We start from the raw sequence: 22,978 nt of genomic DNA, 5'->3' as shown, positions 1-22,978 counted from the left end.
ATACGCAACCGATTGTTGATCTGTGCGCTAGGTTTTTTTATGCCGGGGGGCAATGATCTGCCGGGTTTAATTTGCAGGAAGCGATGACTATGCTGAAAAGCAGACCGTGAGAATAGCCTGTCAGGAAGAGGGCTGATAAGTCCGGCTACGCAATAAATATAAGAGAGAGCGTCATGAAGCATCTATTTCGACACTGGCGAACGTCCGGCGCCGTTATCGGCTCACTGCTGAAAAAAGGGAGCATTGCGGTACTGGCGCTGCTGGTGGTCTTTCTCGCCGGGCGGATCTATGAGTCCCAGCGCGGCCCGGCCCTGCATCGCTGGCATACCTGGAGTGGCAACGAGATGTCGGCCGAAGAGATCGACCAGGCGACCTTTGCCCAGTATCTGGCGCGGGAGAAGACGATTTTCGCCGATCTCCAGCGTGAGGTGACAGAGGCTTTGCCGGAGGAAGATAAAACCCCGGTCAACCGCTTTTATCGTCACAGCCGGGTCTGGCCGGGGCAGTTTCAGCAGGACTGGAACCGTTCTTTTGTGCTGCTGCCGCTGGGCAAGCCGCGCGGCAGCGTGGTGCTCCTCCATGGCCTGACCGATTCGCCCTACAGCGTGCGCTATCTGGCGCAACTCTGGCAGCAGCGGGGTTATGTGGCGGTGGCGCCGCGTTTGCCGGGACACGGCACCGCGCCGGGGGCGTTAACGGCGGTTGACTGGGAGACCTGGCTGGCGGCGACGCGTCTGGCGGTACGCGAAGCGACCCGCCTTGCCGGGGCGGACGTGCCGCTGCATCTGGTCGGCTACTCTAACGGCGGCGCGCTGGCGCTCAAGTATGCCCTCGATAGCCTGGAGGATAGCCACCTGCGTCAGCCGCAGCAGATTATTCTGCTGTCGCCGATGATCGGCGTGACCGCGTTTGCCCGTTTCGCCGGCCTCGCCGGGCTACCGTCTGTCTTCCCGGCGTTCGCCCGCGCGGCCTGGCTGAACGTGGCGCCTGAGTTTAATCCGTTCAAGTACAACTCCTTTCCGGTCAAGGCGGCGAGACAATCGTGGTTATTGAGCCAGGCGCTGCAGCAGCAGATTATCCGCGCGGCCCGGCAGGGCGAGCTGAAAGCGCTGCCGCCGATCCTCACCTTTCAGTCGGTGATGGATTCCACGGTCAGCACCCGCGCGGTGGTGGAGTCCCTGTATCGCTATCTGCCGGATAACGGCAGCGAGCTGGTGGTGTTCGATATTAACCAGGCGGCGGATCTCCGGGTCCTGTTTCGCCCTGCGCTCTATGCGGCGGTGAATACGCTGCTGCCCCCGGCGCCGCGGGCCTATACCACCACGGTGGTGACCAACGCGACGGCGCACACGCTGCAGACCGTCGCCCGGACCACGCTGGCCCAGGAACGGGAAGAGCATCGTTATCCTTTACACCTGGCCTGGCCGGCGGATATGTACTCTTTGTCGCATGTGGCGGTGCCGTTTCCCCTGAGCGACTCGCTGTATGGTCGCGAGCCGGACGAGAAGAACCGCTACGGCATTAGCCTGGGCACCATTTCACTGCGCGGAGAGACCGGGACGCTGAGCGTGGGGCTGGAGACGTTAATGCGCGTCACCTCCAATCCATTCTTTCCATGGATGATGACGCGCGTCGATGAGCGCATCGCCTGCGGCGAACAGGCGGCGGTGGCGGCCTGCCTGAAAGCGCAGGCCAGAGCAGAGGCGTTAAAACAGGATCAGGTGCAGAACGGTACGCAGCAGGATACCGACGATCGCCGCGGGAGCCACGAAGCGGAACAGGCGGACAAACCGTGAGCTGATGCCAAGAAAAATGCCGATACCGGGAAGATCAAAGGTCTGGATCAGTAGACCTGCCGAGGCGTTGACCTGGTCCACGGTGACTTTGCCCTGCTGGATCAGCTCGGAAATGACGCCAAAGTAGGCGGTGCCCCCGGCAACGCACTTCACCAGCGCCGGCAGCACAAAGTTCTGGGGGATGTGCAGCCAGCTGAGAAGCGGCTTCAGCAGCTGCTGCAGCAGGTCGATAGCCCCGGCGCCCTGCAGCAGCCCGACGATGGTTAACGACAGGATCAGCATTGGCACCGCGCCGAGCGCCAGGCGGATGGCGTCGGAGCCGGCGCTATTAATCACGGCCAGAATTCCCTGGCTGTTCTGCTCGGCGTTCGGCAGCGCTTCCGCGCGGGGGTTCTCGGCGACCGATAAGCGCCGTCCGGTGACGTGCCAGGCGACGGCGGCCGCGCACAGGCCGCCGACCACCGAGATAACGATCGAGGCCAGCCAGTGCAGACCAAAAGGGGTAAGAGGATAAAAGACGTTGCCTTGCCCCATGGCGAACACCATGGCCAGCGTGGCGGCCATTTGTCGGTCCGAGACGCCGCGTTTATCCATAATCGACAGCGTGGCGAGCGGGGCGGCAAAGCTGACAAAATTAATCTGGATCAGGGCGAAGGCGCTCATCCCGGTTAAGCCGAAGGGCTTCAGCAGCGGGGCCACCCAGCGAACAATCACATCGAGGATACCGCGGACCTCAAGGTATTTCATGATGATCAGCATGATCACCATGATCGGCAACAGCGTATACAGCGCGACGTCAACGGACGACTTGCCCGCCGCCATAATGATGCTTATGACATCCATTTACTTTTTTTACCACTCGCAGAGCTATTCGTTCGCGTCATCATAATCCCGTGGGGAAGGAAATGATATGCCTTGATCCCTCTCGGGATCCGGCGCCGCACGGGCGCCGGGAGAAGAGGATTACTGGCCGATATTGACCAGCGTCCGACCATGAATATTATTGCTGAGGAAATCTGCGGCATACGCTGGCGCCTGCTCCAGCGTGATTTCAGTGGCCGCCTGCTGGTAGTAGCTCTCCGGCAGAAGCTGGGCCAGACGCAGCCAGACGGCGTCGCGTTCAGCGGTCGGCACCATCACCGAATCCACCCCCTGCAGACGCACATTGCGCAGAATAAACGGCATCACGGTGGTCGGCAGATCGAAGCCCCCGGCCAGACCGCAGGCGGCGACGCAGCCGCGATATTGCGTTTGCGCCAGCACTTTGGCCAACACCGGGCCGCCAACGGTATCCACCGCGCCCGCCCACAGCTGTTTCTCCAGCGGACGGGTCTCCGCGAAGTCGCTGCGCGGCAGGATCGTATCGGCGCCCAGCTGGCGAAGGTAATCGTGTGTCGATTCCCGGCCCGATACGGCCGTCACCCGGTAGCCAAGGGCTTTCAGCAACACCACGGCGGTGCTGCCGACCCCGCCGCTGGCGCCGGTGACCAGGATATCCCCGCTATCAGGGGTGACACCCGCACTAACGAGAGCATCAACGCATAGCATCGCGGTAAAGCCGGCGGTGCCAATGATCATTGCCTGGCGCGCGCTGAGCGTCTCCGGCAGAGCAACCAGCCAGTCGCCTTTAACGCAGGCTTCGGTGGCCAGGCCACCCCAGTGGTTTTCGCCCACGCCCCAGCCGGTGAGGATCACGGCCTGGCCGGGAACAAAGCGCGGATCGCGGCTTTCTTTCACCTGACCGGCAAAATCAATGCCCGGCACCATCGGAAACTGACGGATAATTTTGCCTTTGCCGGTGATCGCCAGAGCGTCTTTATAATTGAGACTCGACCAGTCGATGGCGACCCGGACGTCGCCTTCGGCAAGAGCGGGCAGGTCGATATCTTTGACAGTGGCGACGGTGCGGTTGTCGATCTGGTCCAGAACTAATGCTTTCATGACAGAGTATTCCTCGTCTGAAGGGGGTTATCGGCGCTAGCGCCGTCCTGTGCAGGTGTTTTGTTGTCATACTGTGCGCAAAAAAATCCCAGTACTGGTTAAGCGGTGCGGCAGACTGGACCAGCCTGGCGCGCATCACCGCGCCTTCCCAGCCGATCCAGAACACCTGGGCCAGCGCCTGCGGTGAGGCGTCGCTGGCGATGGCCCCGGCTGCCTGCGCTTCGCGCAGGCAGCGCGCCACGCGCGACTCCCATGCCGCCAGGATAGCCATCAACCGTTGGGGAAACGTCTCGGGTAACAACGGGGCTTCCTGCAGCAGGTTGCCCACCAGGCAGCCGCGGCGAAACTGGAATTTCTCCATTCCCTGACCGGCATGACGCACAAAGGCCGCCATTCGTTCCAGCGGCGGCACGGCGTCGTCCAGCAGGAATTTATCTAATTTATGCGCAAAGAAGTCGCCATAGGCGGCAAGCACGGCGAGGCCAAAAGCCTCTTTGCTTTTAAAGCAATGATAAAACGACCCCTTTGGCACGGCGATATTCTTGATCACCGCATCAATACCCGCCGCGAGATAGCCCGTTTCGGTCAGCACTTCAAGGCCTGAGCGAATCAGCGCCTGACGCGTATCGTCAAACTGGCGATCGACCTTGGGTGGACGGCCGCGGCGGGGCTTCAGGACGGTGGAGGTATTGGGATTCATGATTTAGACCGTGTGGTTTAATTGTTTGTCAGGGTACGCCCAATTCAGGGGGAGGGCAAGCATTGCGCGTAGCGTAAGGCTGGCTGTCCAATCATCCTGAAATGGGGGGGCGTTAAGAATTATTTATCGCAAATACGTGGTTCGCACTGCCGGCGGGGGCACGAAATATAACTCTGCCGGGTATATTAGACTGGTCATTAATATCCATATTCACAATGCATAATACGAATTAATAATATTGGGAATATATAAACAGCGGAGGGCTGGAGCGGTTGAGTGGTTTTGTCCATGTGAAGAGGCTAATTTGCGAAGTCCCCGGTCGACAGTCCTGTGAGGACTTCTCCCCGGAATGCCGGCCGGCGATGATTTGCAGACGATAGCGGATTGACAAACGCGGCTTGATAAAAGACATTGTCACCCCTGATCCGGCACCGCTTGCCACCTCAGTTTAAATATTATCGCCGGCAGACAATGACGTCTGTCTTAAATTATCGGTGACTGGGTAAATAATCTGTTACCGAAACAACACCTGCGAAAAAGGATTAACAGTCTGATGTACAGAATGAATATTGCCGTCAGAGGAGGGGATGAATGTCGCTAATTGCTATCGTGCTGGTCTTTATCATGGCCATCGTGGTGACCGTGTTCCTGTCCCATCTTCTGCCCGTTAAAGTGCCGCTACCGCTGATCCAAATCGCCGCGGGCGCCGCGCTGGCCGCCAGTGGCTTTCAGGTCGATTTTGACCCGCATATTTTTTTACTGCTGTTTATCCCGCCGCTGCTGTTCCTCGATGGCTGGCGCATCCCCAAAGACGCTTTTTTCCGCGATATGAAGCCGATTTTATCGCTGGCGATAGGCCTGGTGATGGTGACTATTCTCGGTATTGGCCTGTTTATTCACTGGCTGATCCCGGCTATCACCGTGGCGGCAGGGTTCGCTCTCGCGGCTATTCTGTCGCCTACCGATCCGGTGGCGGTATCGGCAATGACCGCCAGCTCGCCGCTTCCCTCAAGGATGGCGCATATTCTCGAAGGGGAGTCGCTGTTAAATGATGCTTCAGGGCTCGTCGCCTTTAATTTCGCCATCGCCGCGGTGCTGACCGGCAGCTTCTCCCCGGGAGACGCGGTGGTGAAATTTTTCCTGATGGCCTTCGGGGGCATCCTCAGTGGCCTCGTGGTGGTGTGGGTCACCGGCAAATGTAATAACTTTCTGGTTCGGCGCACCCGCGAGGAGCCAGCCATCCAGATCCTGATCAGCCTGCTTATCCCTTTCGCCGCCTACCTGCTGGCCGAGGCGTTCCATGTCTCGGGCATTCTTGCCGCCGTCGCCGCCGGCATTGCGATGCATTATGAGCAGCTGTCGGGGCCCCGGCTTCCGGCGACGCGCATGAAAAGCAGCGCGGTATGGTCCATGCTGCAGACCACCCTCAACGGGATGATCTTTCTGATGCTGGGCGAGCAGCTGCCGCGCATGCTCAGGACGCTGCCGGCGGTAGCCAGCCAGGCCGGCGTCTCTTCGCCCTGGTATCTGCTGCTGTACGCCGTGGCCATCACCCTGGCGCTCGGTCTGATGCGCTTCGTCTGGGTATGGCTGTCGATGAAGCTGACAATTTTTCGCCGTAAACGTCGGGGCAAGGCCATCACCGTCCGTCCACGATTCAGTATCCTCGCCGTCATGGCGCTGGCGGGAGTGAAGGGCTCTGTGACCCTCGCCGGTATTCTGACGCTGCCGGTGGTGCTGGCCGATGGTTCGCCGTTCCCGGGCCGTGAACTACTGATCTTTCTTTCGATGGCAGTGATCCTGATGTCGCTGGTGGTGGCGGCTATCGGTTTGCCGTTTATGACCCGTTATCTTGCCGATGATCTACCGCATGACACCGGTAAGGACGACATTGGCGCCGTGATGACCGAGGTGGCCATTAACCGTCTTAACGCGCTACTGGACGAACCGGTGGAGGATCCCAGTGAGCAGGCCCTGCGGGCCGATGCCGGCAATATGCTGCTCGAGACCTATCAGCGGCGGCTTCACTATAACGACAATGACGAGGGGCAGGATGTCGGGCTGGAGCTGGCTAAGCGCGCCAGGCTGGAGAAATATATGCAACGAGAGGTCATTATCGCCCAGCGTCAGGAGCTGTTCCGGCTGCGCCGCGCCCATAACATCAGCGATATCACTTTTTATGAGGTGCTGCGGGAGATAGATCTGAAGGAAGAGAGTTTACGCTAAAGCCGCAACCGCCGGAGGGTGGCCATTCGCCTTCCGGCAGAAGTACCGGCGCTGAAAAGCAAAAAGCCTGCTCGAAAGCAGGCTTTTTTAAATTTGGCTCCTCTGACTGGGATCGCCATTGCCAGTAACTGGCTAATAAGTAAGCTAAACCTGAATTGCTAGTCCGTCAAGACCACCAGAATGACCACCATTAAACGCTGTACTGTGGATCACGTGGATGTATTGCTCTGTGAATTCACGGAGCTAAATTGATATAAAAAATTAGTCGAATATTACTAACATCATGGCCACAATGATCATTGTGGCTGATTGTTTATGGTATGAGATTTTTAATTATGACATAGGTAGTGTTAATAAGTTCTTGCTGTTTTTTAAAACTTCCTGTTCATTATAGATTCAATTTCACTTATAAGAAATACGCATTTCTCTAAAAAAATAGGATTAATGCATTTGTATTTTTTATGGAATATTACGAAGGAAAGCAGATAAGAACGATATCCCAAGAGTTTATTTTTCAGTTGCGATGAGTAGAACTTGGCTTCAAATTTTTCTTTATTTTTTTTATATATAAATCTTTTGAGTTTTAGGTTAAATACTTTAATGCATATATGCTTTGAAGAGCTACCTTTCTTGATTTCATATAGTGCTTTATATAAGGGGTTTAATTTTGAAGACGACAATCTAATATTTCCACTGCTGTTATCTTTTAAAATATTTTCAATGACGTATCCACCTAAAGAAATAGTCCCTTCTTTATATAAATACTTCGATTTATTTAACTTGAATTTATTAATGGAGAGAATGGATGAAATCTCATTTATAAAAAAAGTGCTGCTTAATATATTGTTTTCTTTTTTTGTTGAGAACAAAAGATCATCTGCATATCGTGTATAAGTAATTTTATTCTTATCACAAAATTTTTGTATTAAAATGTCAATTTTTCTAAAAATAATATTAGATATTGATGGGGAAGATTTAAATCCCATCGGAATGAATGTTTTTTCGACCCCGTCTAACTCCGCAGTCAGAGTCACACTAGCCATGAATGCATCTAATAAGGATTGTTTCTCTTTTACCAAAAACTCATCGGAAAAGTATACCGAAAAAGTATCACGTACAATATTTACGTCTATGCTATGAAAGAATGAAACAATGTCAAGATGACAATATTTGACATTTTGGGTATGAGGCTCTAAATAATGCAAGTATGAGCGCTCTTTTCTGAATGCAAAACTCGATGCACTTAAAGGTATATTTTTAAGTAAGAATTTTTCAATTCTGGTTTGAATAGAGTAGTGTGGGGATGAGTGAGCTAGAGAATAGAATGTTTTATTTTTGTTACTGATTGTTGATACTTGATTCTTGGCAATTGGTGGTATAACTCCCCCTGCCTCGAATTCATTTTGAAATGATGTTTTAATAAAAATGTCAGTATAGAAATTTTTATCAATCTTGCTTATTTTTTCTTTCATAAAGCTTCTTCTCCGATACCAAGACCATCTTTACACCCCGTGAGGCTTAAAGCGGCCATCGCGACAATTGGCGGCGGCAAACTAGTGTTTGCAGGGGCTAGGAACGACAATCGTTCAGTGAAACTCCCCTATATCTATCGAAGAAGAAGCTTGCTCTATTATAGATATAATTTCAGGGAAAAGGAAGCGTAAATTCTCGGCTATCTTATCAGCATTTTCTTGCTCTAACTTAGCTATCGTAAAATCCAAAAAACTGGTAACCCAGCCACTAGTTTTTGTGGTATAGGGGAGTAAGAATTTAAGCTCATTGCTTTTATATTTCTTTATTGTGGCTGTAATAGATGGGTCTATTCTTTGACAGCTTTTTTTCAGATTCATTTCTAAACTTATAAGTGTGGCAGTTTTTCCTCCAAAAAGAAGTCTAAATAGGGTTGTAATTTCTTTATTGTTTTTAAAATCTCCTTTAATGCTTTTTTTAATTAAAAAAAGAGCCCTTTTTTTAACCTTGAATACCAGCTTTTGCTCCACTGGATCTAATATACTTAAATGAGTTGAGAGAACAAAAGCCGAATTTAATATACTTATAGCTCCATCTTTAAGATTGTACGTTCTCATTAAGCCAGCAAACATTTTTTTAGGGTTTTCATTATTGACGTCTAGCTGGTTAAAAACGATATGACAAATCCATCTGTAAAAGTATTTTAAAGAATGCTCATTTATTAATGCACCCTCTATTGTAGTTGTCATATAATTAAGGTTAAATGATTTTAACAGTTTATTGAAATCCCTCACAAAATTTTCAATTTTAAATGTTTTGAAAAACAAGCCATCAACCGACATTTCCTTCTTAGACTTATCCGCTCTTATTATTTCCTTTGCGCTGTCAATTTTTTTTATTAAGGATGGATTATAAAACTTTAAACTGCCTTTTCGTATTAGTTTATTAACTAGAGAAACATCACCATCCAGACTTAATATTTCATTTTTATAGTCAAGCTTAATCACCTTGTCTATATCTTTAACAATTAAAAAAGGAATTGCTGCTTGAGAATAAGTTGGGTTTATATTTCTCAACATAACATCATCACTGGCGTATATGTCAATCCTGCCTAAATCAGGATAAATTCTAGCTAAAGAACTATTTTGGAAGACTTCCATTTCAGTGGAACCTTCTACGAAAAGAATATACTCACTGAAAAAAAGTCTAGCTTCATTATCGCTAAACATATTTATAAAACGCAAATCACTATATTGTGAGTTTAATTTAGATATCTTTGTGGAGTGTTTATTCTTTTTAGAAAAATGCAAAATCTGCTGATCTGTTGAAAAAAGTTTAATAGTTTGCTTTAAAATATTTGGTGCATGGGTGCTGAAAATTAAACAAGGATAAGGTGTTGAGTATTTTCCTGATTCCTTTTCGGGAACGCTTTTTTTATATCTATTATAAGTTGTGTGAATTGTTGTAATAAATTGCTCGCCAAGTTTTGGATGTAGTCCTATCTCGGGTTCGTCTATATATATGGTAGGTGTTATGAACTCGGTTCGTGATAACGAAATGAGCAACTTAATAATTGTTTCAATATATTTATGTGAATTTGTTCCATCAGACTGATGAAGGATATCTTCACCTGAGTTCGTGAAAATATGACCTTTCAATGCTATCTTAATATAATTAATTACTTTCTCTTTATAGGTGTATGGTTTTGTGTCAATTACATCAGTAATGCGAGTGATGTATTTTTTGTAGTCGCCATCTCTAGATGAAATATTTTCATCTAAAAATTTCAGGATTTCATCTTCGCTTATTTTCTGAAAGTTGAAGGAGTTAATGCTACTTATTATTCTCCATATGTCTTCCCAGTTGTATAAATCCATTCTACGTGTGTCTATATAAAAAAAAGGGAAGATAATTTTAATTAGGGATAAAAGTTTTTTATCTTTCGTAGACCATGATATTGAGTCATCATTTGATATTGTAAGTGTTAAGGAATATTCGCTATTTTGTTTTTTTCTTTCGGGTGCGAAAAGTGCGGTGAATTTATTTTTATTTGGTTCTTTAAAAAGAGTGTTGTATATATGTTTATGAAATCGAGAGTTATTATTAGTGCTGGTTACTATTTTCTTTATCCGGGTTGTATCATATGTAATTGTTATTATTCCAGAGGGCGTGTAATTCGAATTTAGAGTAAGAGGAATGCTCCGTTGCTCGTCTAATTTTTCATAAAAGTATTTAAATACTTTTAAAAGATTTGATTTTCCAGAGTTATTTCTACCAATAATCAAATTAAAATCTTCAAAGCTATCAATATATACGTCATCAAAGGAGAGTATGTTTTTAATCCGTATACTTTTTATTCCCATAAGTAATATACCTGCGGTATTATCATGCATATGTGTATAAGTATTAACTTAATTGATTTTTGAAAAAATAATTCAGTTAATAGGTGAATAGAACCCCCTCTGTTATAAATAAGTCTTATTAGCAAGAGAGGGAGAGATTTTACGTTGGTAATAGATATAACAACTAATTTTTATATAAGTACGCTACCGCCCATAGACCTTATTGTTAATGGCCATGAATATAATAATTAATTTTCTTATTGTACCATGTTATCGCTAATGATTTCAACCAAATTTTTAATATATATTTGATTGTATATATAACACCGATAGTATCTTTGTGTTTGTTCTACATAATTACTAAAAAAAGCAAAACTTCAAAGTGAAGAGTTTTTTATTATTACCTATAAAGGATGAACAAAACTATAAGACCATTTTGAATTTACTATAGTAAATTTTTGGGGGCTCCGTATCATTGAGGTATTATTAAATATGGTCGAATTACGATGTTAATCCAAAAATAACTTTTAATGATGGCGGTGTATGTTTCTAATAACCAATCGCTCTATGATATTACTCCTGTTTGTCGTTAAAAGCAGGCTAACATCTTAGATATGAACTAACGCCTCTAGATCCTACCACAACCTATTTCACCACAGCGGAGCAAGGGGCTCCATGTCCAGCTATACAGAGGCAGATTTTTTCTCCTGTATGCTTTCCATTTTCCATATCAGCTTCTGGTAAATCGTGGATTGACCCCACGATAGTAGATATTTCCTGCCCTCATAACTGGACCTGTTCGAAGTCCTTCGGGATGAAATGGCTTAGATGGCTGTGGTGCCGTTCCAGGTTGTAGAAGACCTCAATGTAATCGAGTATATCAGCGCATACAGCACCAGCTCTCATAAAAATATTGGTTTTATTGCCAGCCCTTCACGTTGTGGACATAGAGGTCGATAACCGACTCTTTAACGTGTCACTGCATCCCGCTACATTACATAGATGCTTGAGACGGGCAGAATGATCTGGCCCAGAGCTTCGCCAACACTTAAAATCCAACATCTGCATTATGAGGAAAAGTGGCTCCCCATCTAATAGGCTGTAGCCCAGAGGCGGACGGACCAGCCGGTATTTTATCTGGATGAAGCCGATATCGATCTGAATCCGAAAATTGGCGTGGACTGGATGCGCAAAGGATAACAGAAGCGTATTACGACGCCGGGACAGAACCAAAAACATTATGTGGCGGTATGATGCATTCGGATATGAGGCAAGTCCATTACGTCGGTGGCGTACCGCGCCGACATGTACAGAAAGGCCTTAAACTCGACCAAAAAGATTTATCCTTAAGAAATTGTGGAAAATGGCTTATCAGTGCTATTTCATAATAAACTGCCAAGGAAAAAGAGAGAATAAGATATGCCACACGCTATTATGCCTTGGGCTCAAATTGCACCTAACTATCATCGGAATACGATATTGTTGGGTAATGGTGCAAGCATTGCTGTTTCACCGGTCCTTGACTACGGTTCTCTACTGGCTTACGCCCACAGGGCAGGTCTGCTTACACATGATATGAATCGACTCTTCCAATTTTTCAGAACATCCGATTTCGAGATGATTCTTCGGCTAGTTTGGCAGGCATCCAACGTAAACAGATCACTTCAAATACCAGACAATCGCACACATCAAGCCTACCTGAATGTCAGAAATTGTTTGATTCAGGCCGTTCGTGATATACACCCTGAATATGAGCAAGTTAGCGATAAATTGCCTAATATGTACCAGTTCCTCAAAGGGTTCGATACCGTTTTATCGTTGAATTACGACTTGTTGATCTACTGGACGATGACCTATGGATTCGACATCCAAGATGGTCATTTATTCAAGGATTGTTTCTTGTGGAACGGCATCTTCGACGATGCTTGGTGGAGATTTCGTGATACTTTTAGAGAGCGTACTAACACCTTGGTTTTCTACCCGCATGGAAGCTTGGCCCTGTGCAGAAATGTTGTGGAGCAGGAGTTCAAGATCCACAACGCTGGAGAAGGCTTGCTTGAGGCAATTCTTGAAGAGTGGCGCAGCGAGCAAGCGGTGCCGCTGTTTGTTAGCGAAGGAACGATGCAGCAGAAAGTATCTTCTATCCAGAATAGCTACTATCTGTCCACCGTGTACCGGGAGGTACTTACGTCGCAGCGACCCTCCTTAACGATACTTGGTTGGGGGCTTGGAGAACATGACCGTCATATTCTGAAGCGGATGCGCGGAACCGGCATCCAACGTGTAGCGGTTTCCGTTTATCGCTGGAATCAGGTCTATTGCAACCATGCGTATCAGGTTATTCAGGACGATCTAGGGCCTGTTCGTGTTGATTTTTTTGACAGTGAAAGTCCTGGATGTTGGGTTCATCCGGTGCAGCCAATTTTGCCCCGATTTTAGACAACTCGCGGGATTAACGTGGTTGCCTGAGCGAGGACAGCTACGGAGATTGAAACTGGGCGCGGCGAATCACAACATCGCCCAGTTTTTTTAAAGCCACCCCGTGGGCAATCTGACGTCGGGCCGGAGGTGTCAGGATACGGAAAACTGGCTAAGCCTGTCAGGGATAAGCGAATAGCAAATCTGGAGCAACCAGACCCGCGAAGGGGAGGTACATATACTATTCGATAAAAAACGCTGGATCGTCACCAAGTCATTGGTGACTTCCCATTTGTATACACATTTATTGTGCAGGGTCGGCTATAAAAGGGAACAAACCGTAACGGCCATGATGCGGATTCTTGCCAAACATAAGAGACTGCTCACGCTTCATGATTGCATCAGGCGGGTCGGTGTTCTCAACAACGATGACTTGGGTGTCCTCAGGCAGCGCTTCAAGGTACGCGTAAAACTGATCTTTAAGGTCAGTACCGGTCAAATCATATTCTGTTCCATCTGGCTCTCTGTATGCCAGCAATGGAGAATCGAGTACAACGAATCCCGTGTGTGGTGTGTGGCGCTCACGGCAGAAAGCAAGCAGCCCGAGGGTGAAAGCTGCATGCGTAATGGCGCGAAGGCCCTTACCAAAAGCACTACGCGACTTTCCAGCAATTACAAGATCTCGAGACTTGGAATCGAAGTACACATCCCCAACCTCTGGGAAGTGCCAACCAGTCAGTATGCCTTCAACAGTCTTAGCAAAACTATGGGCCACAGTGCTTGAGAGATCTGCGTTAGTAACCACCCCAGCCTTCTCGTCCTCAGTGCCCTTCTCAAGATCAGCCCGACGGCGCTCCATGTCTTGAACAGTGGCATAGAGTGCCAGCGCTTCGCGTACCTCGGCCCGCTTGTCGGCAAAGTCTGAATAGGACTTGCGAAGGGTCGAGAGCTTGGGAGCGAGGAATTCTTCAACTGACTCCGAAATCGACTCTAATTCTCGAACAACAGTGGGTATTCTGCGATCAAAGTTGGCGCCTTCGCGCTCAAGGCTTTGGACGGTAGCTACAAGTTCCGTGCGCAAAACTTCGATCTTGGCAATCTCCACACGTGCAGCCTGAACGACGGCATCAGTATCTCCATTACACCCAGTATCGGGGGGATGATGATCGGGGGCCGCTCCGCAAAGAGGACAATGCCCGGCACTCAGTACGCTAAAGAGCGTCCCGCCTTCTTCAATGGCACGTAGCCTTTCAATATCGGACAAGTAGTGTCTATCAAGCAGCCTGAATCGCTCAAGCATCGCACTTACCTCTGCACGTCGCTCTCGGCTTTCTTCCAGTTTTTTGCGTAATTCTCGTCGCTTCCCGGCAGCCTCCTGAAACTCATCTTCGGTGGTGTTTACCTGGGCCGCCTGTTGACGAAGTGAGGTGTTAATCTTCTCTAGCTGCTCCTTGAGTTCCTTAGGACTCTTTGTCAACTCCTTGAGCCGGTCACCATAGTCTTCAAGAAGCTGATCGAGAAGACGCAATTGTGCCTTGCGCGATAACTCTTCCGGCTCACTCTTATTACTGGTGGCGACCAATGCGGAGTCGTCTGCTCCGGTTAAAAGTAACTTGAATGTGGCCAAGTTCGGCGTGTTGGCGGTGGGATTGCCATCAATAAGCGGTGAGCTTTGTTGTGTGATCTCCGTCTCATCGACGATCATCAAACGCGCAATGTTGCGAAAGCTTAAACTGAGGGTTTCGTTCCGGGAATTTTTGCGAACACGCTTGCCACCAAGGCTACATAGATCCAGCAAGAATGATGAAAGGTTCGTATTGTTCTTATCGCTGTGTTTTTCGTCAAGCTGCGTATACGGAATTTCGTTTGTTGGTGGCGTCTGGTGCAAGTCTTCGTAGAGCCGAAAACCACCGCCATCTATGCTGCGCCAGAGTGTAAATGACTTCCCATCAAGGGTTTCAAGCCCCAATAGAACAAGGTCGTAGCCAACGCGCTCAGGGATATCACGCAGAGGCGGCTTTCCACCGAGCATGAAGTCGATGGCTTCGACAATGAAAGATTTTCCAGTGTTTGATGCGCCGTAAATGACATTGAGGCCAGTACCGAAGGTCACTGTAGCGGGTGGCTTTTGTGGCCCAAAAAAACCGAGAAAGCGCAAGCGTAAGCCGGGAGTTACTGTCGTCATGCATCACCTCCTAAGCTTTGCTCAATGCTCTGAAACTGTTCGACCCATTTATCGAAGAAACGGCGCATCATGGCTTTGAACTGTTCATCCGTCAGATCACCAATAGTTTCGACAAGCCATACAGCGCGATCCTTCAGGGACAGCAAATAGTTGGAAGATACTGATGACAGGAACGTTGCAGCATTTTCACCCGCGCCGTACTTGATTCCCTCGGATGTGACTTCGCGCTCAACTAGGTCACGGGTCATCATCAGAAGCAGTGATTGCTCAACTAACTTGCGGCGCACGAGCAATTCAGCAGAGCGCATTGGCGTCGGTGGGTGCAAATTGTCTGGTCCACCAATATCGCCCGTGTGAACAAGAAGGTAGTCAAAGGCCACAAGCCGCTGGAGGTCGTAGGTTTGCGGATAGGCAGCACCCAGAATCGAGACCGCACGTATACCCGCCTCAAGTGGGCTATTGAAGGTAATTGGCTTATGTTCTTGGCTCATGATCGTGTCCACCGAAGGCGCTCTTCGTTCACAAGTTGGTGGCAGATTCCGTCTCTATCCTTGGGGTTAGTACAAATGATGAGGGCGTTTGCCGTAATTTGCATGTCGCGGGCAGCCTTGGTGACAGCGCAGACCTTTTCGTAGCCGTCAGCATGGTTCCCGTCATGTGTATCAATAACGCCATCATGAATGTCATCCAGCAAAGCTTCGAACGTGCCTGGCGGGACACTATCACGTGCGAAGACGCGCAGTGACTCAGCCTCATAGAACGCCTCGCGCTGGCGACGGAAATGATCCTTGAGTTTCGGCAAGGGCAAGGCCGAAGGGTCAGTCACTATTGTTCCTGTGTGTTCGCTGTATGCGCCGAACAACTGCGTCACATAGCGGCTCTCGGTGGCGGCAACTTCTTGGGGCGGCTTTTCAGATGCAGGCCGCGTTGGTAGTCCACCACCAAAGCGCGCTGTGTGAACCGGTGTGGCTCTGTGATCGTCAACAAGCTGAAGCGCAGTCTTGGCGTCGAAGATGGTAAAATCGAATGAGTCTACATAGGCACGAAGCTTCGCGTCGAGTAACACTTCTTGTGTGCTAGTGATTGCATTTTTCACATGCTTATCCCAGTTAGCTAACAATTCCTCACGCAACTTCGTGTCATTCGAAAATAGGCGGCTAAGCGACGTACCAGCACCTCGTGGCGAAACAAAGTAGTAGCGACGAGGGACCGTATATTCACCTTTGTACGAGTACCAGATGATCTTCCCGAACTCAACCCAAACATCACTAGGCCTGATGGCATTGCCGTAGTGCTTGCATTGGAAATTGTCCCAAACCCCCAGCAGGCGTTCATCACCAACGAACCCGGCGACATCAATACCCATATCACCAGCACCAGAGAAACGCAGGACGTGTTCATACTTCGTCGTGAGGCAGTAATAAGCCCATTCCTCGACGAATCCCTCCCACTCGTCTGGTGAGTAGGTCAGTAGTCTTTGCTGCGGTGGAAAAATGGGGCCGTTCGCCACCTGAGCTGCCGTAACAGCGGTTGCTGGGCTCGGCGGCTTATTGATGTCCATCCAACTCGCAGTCATAACGCACCTTGTGCTTGGCTATCGTGTGGGCAGAAATACGGGTTTTTGTGTATCTGCGCAGCCTGGACTTTCTTTGTGAAGAACTCTGAAAGGTCGTCTTGCTGCTCAAGCAGACGGACGATCTCATGAAGCGTGGATAGGACTACAACTTTGTGTTGCAGAAATTCACGTGCCGTAAGAATGGCTGGTTCTGTATAGTCACTGGCAGAAATGAAGATACCTCGAACCTCGGCACGCGACATGAGGCGAACAAGATGCTCTGAAATCTCAGGCTTACCCACCGGATTGCGATACCATTTCATTTCAACGAAATACAGAACACCACTGAGTTCAATGATCCCATCAATCTGCTCGACGATCCCTTCACCAGCCTCACCAACCAAATGAAAGGATTTACGAATGAGAACACCGTAGGCTTGAAAAAGATTGTTGAGAGCCGTCTCCAGCAATTTTCCTCTTTCCTGTGCAGTCGCAGTAGTGCCAAATAATTTATATAAACCCTGCTTGGCATTCTCGATTCTATAACTACGATCACGTTTTTCTGCTGCGATCCGCTGTGACTCAGCGAGGCGGGTTTGCCGTTCTTCTTCGCGGGCATTGTTCATGCGCGTGAAAGCGTCTTTTTGGTTGACGACTTCGCGGATACTGGCGACAAGACCTTTGGCCTTAAGTTGGTCTGCGGGCCAGCACGAATCAAAGTTCGCAAAGTCCACCACGCGCCGCAGCACCTCGCGCCGTTCACGGAGAGCGTGTTCCCCCTTCGCGTTGAGGCGTTCAAGTACCGTGCGAACCATCTGGTACTTGTTGACATCCTTTGGTGCAGCCCTCAAGTGAACTGCAATGTCAGAAGTTATGTTGTCAGGTACTCCTGCGCCCCGGAAGAAAACCAGCACATCCTGCTTAGAGCGATTGAGCAACGGCACAACATCCACCAGGAGATTGAACAGCTCCGGTGGATAGTGAAATATGATGTCTGAAGGTGCATCATTCATGCGCTACTTCCCTCCAAATACACTCATCAATGTAAGCCCTTCCGTCATAAATCTTCCCAATTCAGGCTTCGTATGCTTGTTAATCTTACAATAGTAAACAGTTAGGCCAGTAGGGAGCGATCTGATAGCCATTCCTGATTCAGTTTCGACAAACTCCAAATCGTACAGTGCCTACAAGTGCATCCAGAACTGCGAGTAATCGCTGAACCAATGAGCAAGCCGTAGTGCTTAGTCGCTGGTAATACTGCGTTTGCCGATGATGATCTGGGTGTTCCATTGGCTGGGACACCAAGTTGGCGCGCTAGCTCAATCGTTAACACACCACCAGCCTCATGCCATTGTGTGAGAACTTCATTTGGGTGACGGGCAGCTGCGGTCATATTATGCCACAAAAAGGACAGGCTATTACTCAACGGTAAGGGTTTTGAGGATGTACGTCAATCGTACATAAATTGAGTATAATCAAATACAATAAAAGTAAGCAGCGCATACAGTCGGTATTCCAAAGCGTAGGGAACATGCTGCCACGGAGAATTCAACATAGATCACAGCAAAATGGGGGCCGAAGCTCCCTGCGATCAAAATAACCCCCATTCAGCGAAGGACACCGTGGACTCACCTCCGAAGTAAAGTGAGCCAATGTACGCATGTCGACTATTCCCAATCCTTTTTTAATCTGCACCCTCATCACCTTGCCAGCATGACTGGGCTCAGAGATACCACTCGGATGATTATTTGCAAGTATCACCGCTGCAGTGTTAACCCCCAAACCATTTCACCGCTGCGAACTAAGGGGCGCTAAGTCCGGCTATGCAGGGGCATAGTTTTTCCTCCTGTGTACTTTTCGTTCTTCATATCAGCTTCCGGTTAATCGTTTCCCAACACAACCCGTCCAGCAAGGGTAAATGGCACGCATGCTGCGCCCTTGCTGGACGGAACGATGCCGGGAAAGCGAACCGTCAGGCGATACGAAGACGAAAATCACACACTGACGGAGAAAAAACCATGACGATTTCCCTGCATACCCAGACTAGCGCCCCTAACATCACAGCGGCGACCAGCGTATCCCCGCTGGACCCGTCAGGCTCCTCAAAAACGAAATTTTCTAAAACCAGAGCCGACATTTATCAGACCGTTACCAACAACATCATTGCAGCACTTGAAGGCGGTGTAAAACCGTGGTCCTGCCCGTGGCAACGCGTATCCGGCATATCTGGTCTGCCATCGAATTACGCCACCGGCGTAGCCTACAGCGGTATGAACATCATGTTACTGTGGTGCAGCGCATCTAAGCAGGGTTTCAGCGATTCACGCTGGATGACCTACAAACAGGCACAGGTAGCAGGTGGACAGGTTCGCAAGGGGGAACATGGTACAACAGCTATTTTTTACACCACGCTGGAGAAGGAAAACGACGCCGGAGAAGTTGAACATATCCCGATGCTGAAAACCTTCACCGTGTTTAACGTTCAGCAAATCGACGGCCTGTCCCTGACAACTGAAACTGTCAGCCCGGAAGCAACCTTTGACCCGTTGCCGCAGGCTGAGAACCTGTTGCGGAAGAGTGGCGCAAACATCATCGAGAAAGGACAAAACGCCTTTTTCAGCCCATCAACAGATGAAGTCTGGCTACCGGAGCGCCATCTGTTTTCGGATGCGGCTAATTTCTACGCTACAGGTCTGCATGAGCTGGTTCACTGGAGTGGTGGCAAAAAACGTCTGAACCGTGAAATGAAAGGGAAGTTTGGCAGTGCGGATTATGCAGAGGAAGAACTGGTAGCAGAGCTGGGAAGTGCCTTTCTGATGGCGGATCTTGGGATTGAGGGAGAGGTACAACATGGAAGCTATATTGCTTCCTGGCTGAAAGCGCTAAAAAACGACAAGCGTTATATTTTCAAAGCGGCCAGCGCAGCCTCTAAAGCACATCGTTACCTGATGGATAAACTCTGAGACCGGAATCAGACACCGCAAGGGAATGCGGTTACATGGCTTTTAACCGGCAACGCTGCAAGGCGCAGACTGAGGCGGAACGCAGCACAGCGAGTACCGAACAGTCTGCGGCTCGCAGTGGAATAAAAAATTTCCGGCCTGGCGGTATCGCCGCCAGGCCGGTGAGGCCATCACGATGGCCTGAGTAAAAGCTTACGTATAGCTGCCTAATGACAGGTGTTTCAGTTCATCAAAGGTATAAATGCGAAACACCCTACGGTGGCGTTCTTCCAGCGGGATGTGCTGATGGTTGATGATGACATGCCTGATACTGTCAAACAGCAGTTCAAGCGCACGCTTCTTCTGTGGATCGGGCACAACATAAAAAATGTAAATCCAGTACTTGTTTGTTCGGGCCAGCAGGTGGCTGGCGATAATCGACTGGTAGCGGGCTCGGGTTTTCAGGCGGCGCTCGGTTTCAATGGCAATAACGTTACCGTCAGGCAGGGTCAGTAACCCGTCCGGGCGATGTTTTACCTGATACTGGCTGAGAAAGCTGGCACGGTCGCCGTTAATCCATCCCGAAGCACCTTTCTTCTCCAGAATAAGCCTGGCGGCCTGATTATCAAGATGGTGCTCCAGTGTCCAGCCGGTGATTTTTGATGGTTCAAACCGCGCAGGAAAGATTTTATCATTCGGGGTTAAGACCGCCGCCAGCCCGTCGCTGGTGATCCCCCATAATGAAATCTTGATTGTCCGTGATTCAAGCATATGCTTCTGGATTAACCCCATTCGCTCCATTTTTGCAAGCAGCGAATAAAGCGACTTATGATCTCGGAAGCTAAATAACTGCATCAGCGTTTTAAAATCACTGTAGGTTTCTTCTTTCAGGAAGTTCAGCAGTTGTCTTATTTTCTCGCTGTTGCGCGTCTGGCGCTCGTGATATGACGAAATCAGCATAACCACTCCTTAAAAATCCAGTGGGGAGAAGTGTTCTTCATCATCAGATTGGGACTTTGCCGGTTTTACTTCGCTTTCGTCGAAGAAAAGAGCCGGATGGGTTGTCATCACATCCGGCATGGCTGGTTTATCATCCTCGCCAAAATCCAGCATGATCTTCACCGGGGCTGCCGCTGCGGCAATATCAGGGGAAACCGAGAAGATTTTTAGCTGACGCTTTCTGACCTTTATCGGTGAAATCAAGGAGGCAGAAGGTAGCGTTTTTGTCGTAAAGATAAAGCTGACAAAATCGGGCAGGTTCAGGATCATATTGCTGTCAATAAAGAAACGTTCGGCCTGGCGGATTGTGCGCTCACTGTCGATGGTTTCTGTCAGCATATTATCCGTCTTAGCCTTGCGGAGTTCGTCATCCACCAGAATCGTGCCTGACATTCTTGCCACCCAGCCTGCCGTATCCGGATCCATAACCCGGTAAACCAGTTTGAATTTGGCATTTTCAACGACCGCACCGACAACGGCGTCACCTTTCAAATCTGCCGGGCAGTCTTTTAAATCGGCGATGGACTGGTGGTCCATAATAATGTGTACGCCTTTATCCCGCGCCGCGCCTAAACCTTCCAGCGCTGGCCTGGATAAATGGTATTTCAGTTCGGAAAGATAAACAGCAATGGGGCGGGGTACGTCTGTTACACGGTCGCGCCTTTCTGCTAACTGGTAAAGGCGAACCAGCAGCATGCGCTGGGCGGTAATAATTTTGCTGTTTCGCATGGAGCCGACTACATAACAGCAGCCGCCCTCATCAAATATGTGCTTAAGCGAAAAGCCTTCTGGTGAGTTAATGGCATTGAGTAATGCCAGTTCCTCAATCTTCCCAAAGAACGCTTTGATTTTTTCGGCAATACCCTGAACGTAATCACCGTTATAAATATCACGGAGAGTTGCCGATGGGTTATCACTGACAAATTGCGCGGCCATACGGGCGGCTTTTCGGTCATCAATACGATAGAAGTCCGATTCCTGCCCTTTTTCTGCCAGGCTGAAACCGGCAACGAACAATTCTTCCAGTTCATCTGGCGTAATATCTTCAATCAGGTTTAGCTGGTATTGCTGTTTTCGCAGGTCAATTAAGGCAAAGGGTTTTCCTGCATCCTCGCAGGCTTTGCGGTAAAGGTGTGGTGCCCATTCATCGTCTTTGGGGTCCATAACAAAAACGCCTTCACCGGCAATAATACTTTGATATAGCAATATCCCGGCAGCTACCCCTTTACCGGCTCCGGTGGTGCCAATAATATCCGCGTGCTGTTTCTGCCAGTCTTTTAACGGGAGATACATTGGTTCGTTCTTCCTGTCCATGCCAGTAAAAATGCCTTTATTCAGGTCGATATAATCCAGCGGATCATAATGCAGTGTTTCGGGCAGCAGGGACTTTACGGTGCGGACATCGGTGCGCAATTCCCGTTCAAGGGTGGTTTTTTTAACAAGGCGTTTCTTTATTTTGTCCAGTTCCGGCGTGAATATCCGGCGAAGCATAATATGAAAAATAACCCCGGTTACAGTGAATGCAATCCGTACTGACCAAGCCAGTACCGTATTATCACTGCTGGGTCTGATCTTATACAACCACTGAAAGGGTCCGATAACGACCGGAGCCAGTGTGCCGGAGAGAAAACACAGCAGGGAAAAAGCGATAATCAGCTTTTTCCATAACGGGGCTTTCTGCCGTTCATCGCTTTTCATCGACGCAAAAAACGGCATCGTCAGCCCCGCTAATAACGCCAGCACCAGTTGTTGCTGTTGCACAAAAGCGAGCAGCGCCAGCATCCCGTTCACTATCGGCGACAGTGAAGCGGCAAGCTTATTTAAAATCATGATACCTCCCTCGTCAGCTATTCACCCCATAACATCGCCCCATCAATTCGCCCCACGGTGTCGGGCGAAAAGGCGGGGCGAGCGTATGGGGTAAAGAAGGTGGCCGCTGTGCGGCCATGTGCAGGAAAGCATGCTTTCCTGCACGACACGGCGTGCGCCAGTACATGCGGGCTGGACGCCCTTATTGCCTGTCGCATGGGGGTAATGTCGCGGCTGAACGTCGCGTCAAAACCCCCGGGGTCAACGGCGGCACACCGTCGCACGCTACGCGCGACCAACCCCTTTAAGACGCGCGTTTAGCCTATTTTTTCTTCGCAAGCTCGAAAAAATGGGAACGCTGCTTTAAAGGGGTTGGTCGCGCCTAATCGGCATATTCCCCGCCGGGGCGGGAAATATAGCCTGGCTGCGACGGTGTGCGGGGCAAGCCCCCCACAAAAACCGGCACGTGGGCGTGCCTTATTGCTCGCTGGGGCGGCAAAATTTTTGCGGCTCCCCCCGGCCCGCTTCAATTCGCTGGGGCGAATGTTCGCGGGTGGACGTGGATCCTGAAAATTAGCAATTTCTCCGAAATTGA

16 protein-coding genes are annotated in these 22,978 nt (G+C 49.3%); 6 read left to right on the top strand and 10 right to left on the bottom strand.

Annotated features, from left to right (window positions below; genetic code table 11):
- The first annotated feature begins 173 nt into the window (after positions 1-173).
- Positions 174-1,796 (top strand): putative lysophospholipase, encoded by a 1,623-nt coding sequence (locus KPHS_35020; protein YP_005227802.1) that lies wholly within the window; start codon positions 174-176, stop codon positions 1,794-1,796.
- A 745-nt stretch (positions 1,797-2,541) separates the two neighbouring features.
- Entirely contained in the window at positions 2,542-2,685 is a 144-nt protein-coding gene (locus KPHS_35010) for a hypothetical protein (protein ID YP_005227801.1), read from the top strand.
- A gap of 74 nt (positions 2,686-2,759) precedes the next feature.
- On the opposite strand, the gene KPHS_35000 is transcribed toward KPHS_35010, so the two are convergent.
- A complete protein-coding gene (locus KPHS_35000; RefSeq protein YP_005227800.1) occupies positions 2,760-3,563 on the bottom strand; it encodes a putative dehydrogenase in 804 nt (267 codons plus the stop codon).
- A 49-nt stretch (positions 3,564-3,612) separates the two neighbouring features.
- On the bottom strand, positions 3,613-4,437 hold the full coding sequence (locus KPHS_34990; RefSeq protein YP_005227799.1) for a putative regulatory protein TetR: 825 nt from the start codon (positions 4,435-4,437) through the stop codon (positions 3,613-3,615).
- A 591-nt stretch (positions 4,438-5,028) separates the two neighbouring features.
- Between KPHS_34990 and KPHS_34980 the strand changes: the two genes are divergently transcribed.
- Both KPHS_34980 and KPHS_34970 read left to right on the top strand, forming a co-directional pair.
- Positions 5,029-6,663, top strand: a complete 1,635-nt coding sequence (locus KPHS_34980) for a putative sodium:hydrogen antiporter (protein YP_005227798.1) — start codon at positions 5,029-5,031, stop codon at positions 6,661-6,663.
- Between the two features lie 18 nt (positions 6,664-6,681).
- A complete protein-coding gene (locus tag KPHS_34970; protein ID YP_005227797.1) occupies positions 6,682-6,825 on the top strand; it encodes a hypothetical protein in 144 nt (47 codons plus the stop codon).
- Positions 6,826-7,034: 209 nt separating this feature from the next.
- On the opposite strand, the gene KPHS_34960 is transcribed toward KPHS_34970, so the two are convergent.
- The gene (locus KPHS_34960) at positions 7,035-8,135 is read right to left on the bottom strand and encodes a putative Retron-type reverse transcriptase (protein ID YP_005227796.1); all 1,101 of its coding nucleotides are present in this window, start codon (positions 8,133-8,135) and stop codon (positions 7,035-7,037) included.
- A gap of 114 nt (positions 8,136-8,249) precedes the next feature.
- A complete protein-coding gene (locus tag KPHS_34950; protein ID YP_005227795.1) occupies positions 8,250-10,496 on the bottom strand; it encodes an ATP-binding protein in 2,247 nt (748 codons plus the stop codon).
- A 1,398-nt stretch (positions 10,497-11,894) separates the two neighbouring features.
- On the opposite strand from KPHS_34950, the gene KPHS_34940 reads away from it, so the two are divergent.
- A complete protein-coding gene (locus KPHS_34940) occupies positions 11,895-12,914 on the top strand; it encodes a DUF4917 family protein (RefSeq protein ID YP_005227794.1) in 1,020 nt (339 codons plus the stop codon).
- A 283-nt stretch (positions 12,915-13,197) separates the two neighbouring features.
- Here the strand turns inward: KPHS_34940 and KPHS_34930 are convergent, their stop codons facing one another.
- The 4 genes from KPHS_34930 to KPHS_34900 all read right to left on the bottom strand — a co-directional run bounded on the left by KPHS_34930 (position 13,198) and on the right by KPHS_34900 (position 17,646).
- A complete protein-coding gene (locus KPHS_34930) occupies positions 13,198-15,078 on the bottom strand; it encodes an AAA family ATPase (RefSeq protein ID YP_005227793.1) in 1,881 nt (626 codons plus the stop codon).
- Positions 15,075-15,329, bottom strand: a complete 255-nt coding sequence (locus KPHS_34920) for a hypothetical protein (RefSeq protein ID YP_005227792.1) — start codon at positions 15,327-15,329, stop codon at positions 15,075-15,077. The genes KPHS_34930 and KPHS_34920 overlap by 4 nt, the downstream gene beginning before the upstream one ends.
- 236 nt (positions 15,330-15,565) lie before the next feature.
- Positions 15,566-16,654, bottom strand: coding sequence for a hypothetical protein (locus tag KPHS_34910; RefSeq protein ID YP_005227791.1), 1,089 nt, complete (start codon positions 16,652-16,654; stop codon positions 15,566-15,568).
- Positions 16,651-17,646 carry a restriction endonuclease gene (locus tag KPHS_34900; RefSeq protein ID YP_005227790.1) on the bottom strand — a complete coding sequence of 332 codons (996 nt, stop codon included), beginning with the start codon at positions 17,644-17,646 and terminating at the stop codon, positions 16,651-16,653. Before KPHS_34900 ends, KPHS_34910 begins: the two co-directional genes overlap by 4 nt.
- Before the next feature lie 1,005 nt (positions 17,647-18,651).
- On the opposite strand from KPHS_34900, the gene KPHS_34890 reads away from it, so the two are divergent.
- The gene (locus tag KPHS_34890) at positions 18,652-19,596 is read left to right on the top strand and encodes a putative Antirestriction protein ardC (RefSeq protein YP_005227789.1); all 945 of its coding nucleotides are present in this window, start codon (positions 18,652-18,654) and stop codon (positions 19,594-19,596) included.
- Positions 19,597-19,788: 192 nt separating this feature from the next.
- Here the strand turns inward: KPHS_34890 and KPHS_34880 are convergent, their stop codons facing one another.
- Together KPHS_34880 and KPHS_34870 are read right to left on the bottom strand one after the other, a co-directional pair.
- Positions 19,789-20,535, bottom strand: a complete 747-nt coding sequence (locus KPHS_34880) for a putative MobC mobilization protein (RefSeq protein YP_005227788.1) — start codon at positions 20,533-20,535, stop codon at positions 19,789-19,791.
- A gap of 9 nt (positions 20,536-20,544) precedes the next feature.
- Positions 20,545-22,404 (bottom strand): putative MobB mobilization protein, encoded by a 1,860-nt coding sequence (locus KPHS_34870; protein ID YP_005227787.1) that lies wholly within the window; start codon positions 22,402-22,404, stop codon positions 20,545-20,547.
- Positions 22,405-22,978 lie beyond the last annotated feature (574 nt).

The organism is Klebsiella pneumoniae subsp. pneumoniae HS11286, from assembly GCF_000240185.1.
Classification (GTDB): Bacteria; Pseudomonadota; Gammaproteobacteria; order Enterobacterales; family Enterobacteriaceae; genus Klebsiella; species Klebsiella pneumoniae.
Note: the sequence above shows the minus strand (reverse complement) of the source record. Positions and strands in the feature narration are given on the sequence as shown.